6 protein-coding genes and 1 tRNA gene are annotated in these 4,715 nt (G+C 69.8%); 4 read left to right on the forward strand and 3 right to left on the reverse strand.

Translation table 11 applies throughout. From position 1 onward, the window contains the following. On the reverse strand, window positions 1–257 hold a 257-nt coding region (locus AUL35_RS16435), incomplete at its 3' end, for an EamA family transporter (RefSeq protein ID WP_156418041.1). A gap of 166 nt (window positions 258–423) precedes the next feature. On the opposite strand from AUL35_RS16435, the gene AUL35_RS16440 reads away from it, so the two are divergent. Then, entirely contained in the window at window positions 424–1,380 is a 957-nt protein-coding gene (locus AUL35_RS16440; RefSeq protein WP_062016684.1) for an AEC family transporter, read from the forward strand. On the opposite strand, the gene gluQRS is transcribed toward AUL35_RS16440, so the two are convergent. Then, on the reverse strand, window positions 1,357–2,271 hold the full coding sequence (gene gluQRS / locus AUL35_RS16445; protein ID WP_062016686.1) for a tRNA glutamyl-Q(34) synthetase GluQRS: 915 nt from the start codon (window positions 2,269–2,271) through the stop codon (window positions 1,357–1,359). The genes AUL35_RS16440 and gluQRS overlap by 24 nt on opposite strands. Window positions 2,272–2,294: 23 nt before the next feature. Here gluQRS and AUL35_RS16450 point away from each other — a divergent pair, with 23 nt between their 5' ends. Together AUL35_RS16450 and AUL35_RS16455 are read left to right on the forward strand one after the other, a co-directional pair. Next, complete coding sequence (locus tag AUL35_RS16450) at window positions 2,295–2,951, forward strand: DNA-3-methyladenine glycosylase (protein WP_062016688.1); 657 nt, start codon at window positions 2,295–2,297, stop codon at window positions 2,949–2,951. Window positions 2,952–3,088: 137 nt separating this feature from the next. Beyond that, window positions 3,089–3,649 (forward strand): HNH endonuclease, encoded by a 561-nt coding sequence (locus tag AUL35_RS16455; RefSeq protein ID WP_062016689.1) that lies wholly within the window; start codon window positions 3,089–3,091, stop codon window positions 3,647–3,649. 25 nt (window positions 3,650–3,674) lie between these two features. Here AUL35_RS16455 and AUL35_RS16460 read toward each other — a convergent pair whose 3' ends face one another. Further along, on the reverse strand, window positions 3,675–4,208 hold the full coding sequence (locus AUL35_RS16460; RefSeq protein ID WP_062016691.1) for a disulfide bond formation protein B: 534 nt from the start codon (window positions 4,206–4,208) through the stop codon (window positions 3,675–3,677). Window positions 4,209–4,344: 136 nt separating this feature from the next. Here AUL35_RS16460 and AUL35_RS16465 point away from each other — a divergent pair. After that, window positions 4,345–4,429: transfer RNA gene (locus AUL35_RS16465), tRNA-Leu, on the forward strand. The last annotated feature ends 286 nt before the right edge of the window (window positions 4,430–4,715 follow it).

Raw genomic sequence — 4,715 nt, forward strand, 5'->3', positions numbered from 1 at the left:
GCATAGAACACCCCGCCGAGATAGACGCCGTGGATCAGGCTCCCCGCAAACGCGGCGTGGAGAAGGCTGCGGGGAGGCGGGGGATCGCGGCGGAACGGGCCGATGGCCAGCGGCGCCAAAACGATCAGCGCCAGCGCGTAGCGCATCGCCAGGAAGGTGAACGGCTCGGCATGCGGCATGGCGTAGCGCGCGCCCACGAAGCCGGTCGCCCAGAGAAGGACGAACAGGGCGGGGGCGAGCGGCAGGAGGCGGGCCATGCGGTTCTTTCGCATCAGGATATTCGGGACCCGTTCGGCCCGACGCGGCGATGGGCTGCGTTAGCAGGCCCGCCCCGCCCGCCACAAGCAGGGGGCGGGTCGCCACGCGGGCGCGAAGCGGCTAGGCAGAACCGCTTGCGACCGCAGGAAGGGTGTGCCGCGTCCGATGAGTCTCGTCCTGTCGATCGTCGCGCCGATCTTTCTCCTGATCGCGCTGGGCACCGCGATCGGCAAGCTGCGCCTGATGCCGGAAACCACCGGCGACGCCCTGACGCGCTTCGTCTTCCTGGTGGCGGTGCCGGTGCTGCTGTTCCGCACCGTGGCGACCGCCGAGTTCGGCGACACCAGCCCGGTCTGGCTCTGGGCGAGCTACTTTGCGGGCGTCGCCCCGCTCTACGCGCTGGGCATTCTCGTCGGCGCGCGCATCGCGGGGCTCGACCGGCGCGGACAGGTGATCGCGGGCGTCTCGGCCAGCTTCTCGAACCTTCTCTTCGTCGGCATCCCGATCGTCGAGCGCGCCTTCGGGCACGAGGGGCTGAACGTCCTGTCGCTGATCCTCGCCGTCCACATGCCGACCATGATGGCCGCCTCGACGCTGCTTCTGGAGCGGGCGGCCGCGCTGGACGCACGCGGCTCGGGCGACGGCACGGCCAAGGCCTCGGTTGCCCGGGCGCTGGCGCAGGTCGGGCGCAACCTGTCGCGCAGTCCGCTCGCGGTCTGCATCGCGCTGGGCTTCCTGTGGCGGCTGACCGGCTGGCAACTGGCCGGCCCGATCGACGAGGTGACGCGCCTCCTGTCCCAGACCGCCGGGCCGCTCGCCCTCGTCGCGCTCGGCCTGTCCCTGCCGCGCTACCGGATCCGGGGCGCGCTCGCCGCGCCGCTCACGGTCACGGCGCTGACGCTCGCGCTCCAGCCGCTGATCGTGCTGCTGGTCGGTTCGGCGCTCCTGCCGCCGCTCTGGCTTTCCGTCGCGGTGATCGCGGCGGCGAGCCCGGTGGGCGTCAACGCCTATCTGTTCGCCCGCTTCTTCCGGACCGGCGAATCGCTTGCCGCCTCCACCATCCTCTTCTCGACGGTCGGCTCGGCTGCGACGCTGAGCCTATGGCTCCTCGCCATGACCTGACAATCCGACCATGCGGCGGATGTCGGCGGGCGAGCGACCGGCGACCCGCAACTCGGCAAGCGCCGTATCGCCCCGGCTCTTTGAAAGCTTCAGCCCGTCGTCCGCCAGGATCAGGCGGTGATGGCGATAGCGCGGCACGGGCAGGCCGAGCAGCGCCTGCAGAAGGCGATGCACCGAGGTGGACGGCAGAAGGTCGGCACCGCGCACGACATCGGTGACGCCCTGCAGCGCGTCGTCGAGAGTGACCGCGAGATGGTAGCTCGTCGGCGTGTCGGCGCGCGCCAGAACGACGTCGCCCCAGAGCGACGGCTCGGCCGGAACGGGGACGGGCGCCCCCTGCCCCCATTCCTCGAACGCAAGCGGTTCGCTCACGCGCCCCAGCGCCGCCGCCATGTCGAGCCGCCAGGCGTGGGGCTCGCCGGAGGCGATCCGCCGCTCGCGCTCGGCTGGGGCGAGGTCCTTGTCGAGCCCCGGATAGAGAAGAGCGCCGTCGGGATCGCGGGGCCACGGGCGGCCCTCGCGCTCCTGGAAGAGCGATGCGATGCGCCGCGTCTCGCCGCGCGTGCCGAAGGCGGGATAAACCAGCCCCGCCCCCCGCAGCGCCTCCAGCGCCCGCTCGTAGTCTCCCATGTGCCGGCTCTGGAGGCGCACCGGCGCCTCGAAGGGGATCCCGAGCCAGGCAAGGTCCTCCAGCATCGTCTCGACCAGCGCGGGCGTGCAGCGCGCCGTGTCGATATCCTCGAGCCGCAGGAGAAGGCGGCCGCCGCTCGCCTTGGCGAGGTCGGCGTTGAGGAGCGCGCTGAGGGCGTGGCCGAGATGGAGCCTCCCGTTCGGGCTCGGCGCGAATCGGAAGACGTGACGCGCCCCGGCGAAATCGGGTTCCGTTGGCATGGGCGCGATCCTATCTCAGCGACATGATCCGCACGCAAGACGACCTCGACCAAGCCCTCGCCGCGCTGGTGGCGGCCGACCCGCAACTGGAGCCCGTTGCCCGGCGCGCCGGCCCGCTGCCGCTTCGCGCCATGCCCACGGGCCTGAGAGGGTTTGCCGCCACGGTCATCGGCCAGCAGGTCTCGCGGGCGAGCGCCGCCGCGATCTTCGCGCGCTTCGAGCGCGAGGTGGATCTCGACGACCCCGCCTCCATCCTGCGGGCCGACGAGCTGGCCTTCCGCCGCGCCGGCCTGTCGGTGGCCAAGCACCGAACGATGCTGGCGATCGCGGAGGCGATTGTGGGGGGCCGCCTCGACTTCCATCGAATCAGCGGGAGCCCGGCGGAGGCGGCCGTGGCCGAGATGACGGCGGCGCGGGGCATCGGTCGCTGGACGGCGGAAAGCTATCTCCTCTTCTCGCTCGGCCATCGCGACGTGTTTCCGGCCGGGGATCTCGCGCTTCAGGTGGCCGTCGCCGAGGCGCTCGGCCACGAATCGCGCCTGCGCGAAAAGCCGCTCCTGGCGCTGTCGGAGCGCTGGCGACCGGCGCGCGCGGTGGCGGCTCGCCTGTTCTGGGCCTACTACGCCGCGCTCACCCGGCGCGACGCGGTGATCGCAGCCCCTGTGCAACAGGGTCGCTAAGGCCTTTGAAACGCTTCACAAAGGCGACATGTTGGGCCACGATACTTGCAGCAGCATCGAAATGGCATGAGCAGACGGTTTCGCGAGGACCGGACTGAGCTTCGCGAGACCACCGCATCGTGCAAAGGAGACCATCCTTGACGATCGCAGTGCAGCCCAACCTGTCCCCCGCCCTCGTGCTCAACGCGGACTACCGTCCCTTGAGCTACTACCCCCTCTCGCTCTGGTCCTGGCAGGACGCCATCAAGGCCGTGTTCCTGGATCGGGTGACGATCCTGGCCGAATACGACCGGGCCGTCCACAGCCCGACCTTCTCCATGCGCCTGCCCTCGGTGGTCTGCCTCAAGACCTACGTGAAGCCGGCGCGCCATCCCGCCTTCACGCGCTTCAACGTCTTCCTGCGCGACCGCTTCCAATGCCAGTACTGCGGCTCGCCGCACGAGCTGACCTTCGACCACGTCATCCCGCGCTCGCGCGGCGGTCTGACGACCTGGGAGAACGTGGTCGCGGCCTGCTCGCCCTGCAACCTGAAGAAGGGCGGCCTGATGCCCAAGGATGCCGGGATGCATCCGCACCAGACGCCCTACCAGCCGACGGTGCACGACCTGCACAACAACGGCCGGCTCTTCCCGCCCAACTTCCTCCATGAGAGCTGGCTGGACTATCTCTACTGGGACTCGGAGCTGGAAGCGGAGTAGCCGCCCCGAGCCGCTGCGGCGAAGCTCAGCCGAAGCGGCTCGGCCGGGCGAAGGCGCCGCGAAGGGCGATCAGGAGGAGGATCGTCGCCGCCACCGCGTTCCAGCCGGCGAGCGAGAGGCCGAAGACGCGCAGCGCCGCGTCCGTGCAGGACGGCGGATGCACGCTGTCGAGCGTGGACAGGAGGTCGCCCGTGAGGTCCACGGGCGCAGCGGCCGCGCAGTCCGCCGGCCCCGCCCACCAACGCCACTCGACCCCGGCATGATAGACGCCGAGACCCATCGCCCAGGCCATCAGGATCGCGACGATCACGAGCAGGATGCGCGTCGAGGCCGGGCGCACGCCCGCGATCGAGCCGAGAAGCGCCACCAGCGCCACGGGAATGGCGAGGTAATAGGGCGTGCGCTGCTCCAGGCACAGGGCGCAGGGAATGTAGCCGCCGACATGCTGCAGAAGGAGCGCCGACCCGACCGTGACCGTCGTGCCGACAAGAAGAAGCGCTGCGGCGAGCGTCTGGCGGGTGGCCGCCGTGCGGCGCTGAAGGCGATCGGACAGGGACATGGGCGGGCGCTCCCGAGAACGGACGGCCGCCTCTAGCACGGGATCGCGCGCGCACGGTAGCCATGCCCATCTGGACGATCCGTCCCCCCTGTGGCATGTAATGCGCCGTGTCTCCGCCCCGGCGCGGAAACGGCTTGCGGGCGTGGTGGAATTGGTAGACGCGCCGGACTCAAAATCCGGTTCCGAAAGGAGTGTCGGTTCGACCCCGACCGCCCGCACCAGCTTTCTTCAGTTGCTTCGATGTGTAGCGACGATGAAGCGACGATCTTCACCTATCGCGCTCCGCCGGCCGATGAGCAGTCCGGCGGCTTGTTGTAAACGTCCGATCGGTATCCGATTGGACATCGTTCCATCAGCGACCGATCCGGGAGCTGGGTGGGGAACAGTCCTCGCAACCGGCCTGCGTTGAGACGGGCGAGTATTTTTGATTCCCGTTCTATCTTCTACGGAAAGGTGGACAATGGGACACCCCTCCAGCGACGATCTGCGTGAGCGCGTTCTGAAAGA

The sequence above is a fragment of the Aureimonas sp. AU4 genome (assembly GCF_001463765.1).
Lineage (GTDB): Bacteria > Pseudomonadota > Alphaproteobacteria > Rhizobiales > Rhizobiaceae > Aureimonas.

What these genes read in the sequence shown, in the direction of transcription:
- AUL35_RS16440 (WP_062016684.1), top strand. Translation starts at nt 424, where the DNA reads ATGAGTCTCGTCCTGTCGATCGTCGCGCCGATCTTTCTCCTGATCGCG.
- gluQRS (WP_062016686.1), bottom strand. Translation starts at nt 2,271, where the DNA reads ATGCCAACGGAACCCGATTTCGCCGGGGCGCGTCACGTCTTCCGATTC.
- AUL35_RS16450 (WP_062016688.1), top strand. Translation starts at nt 2,295, where the DNA reads ATGATCCGCACGCAAGACGACCTCGACCAAGCCCTCGCCGCGCTGGTG.
- AUL35_RS16460 (WP_062016691.1), bottom strand. Translation starts at nt 4,208, where the DNA reads ATGTCCCTGTCCGATCGCCTTCAGCGCCGCACGGCGGCCACCCGCCAG.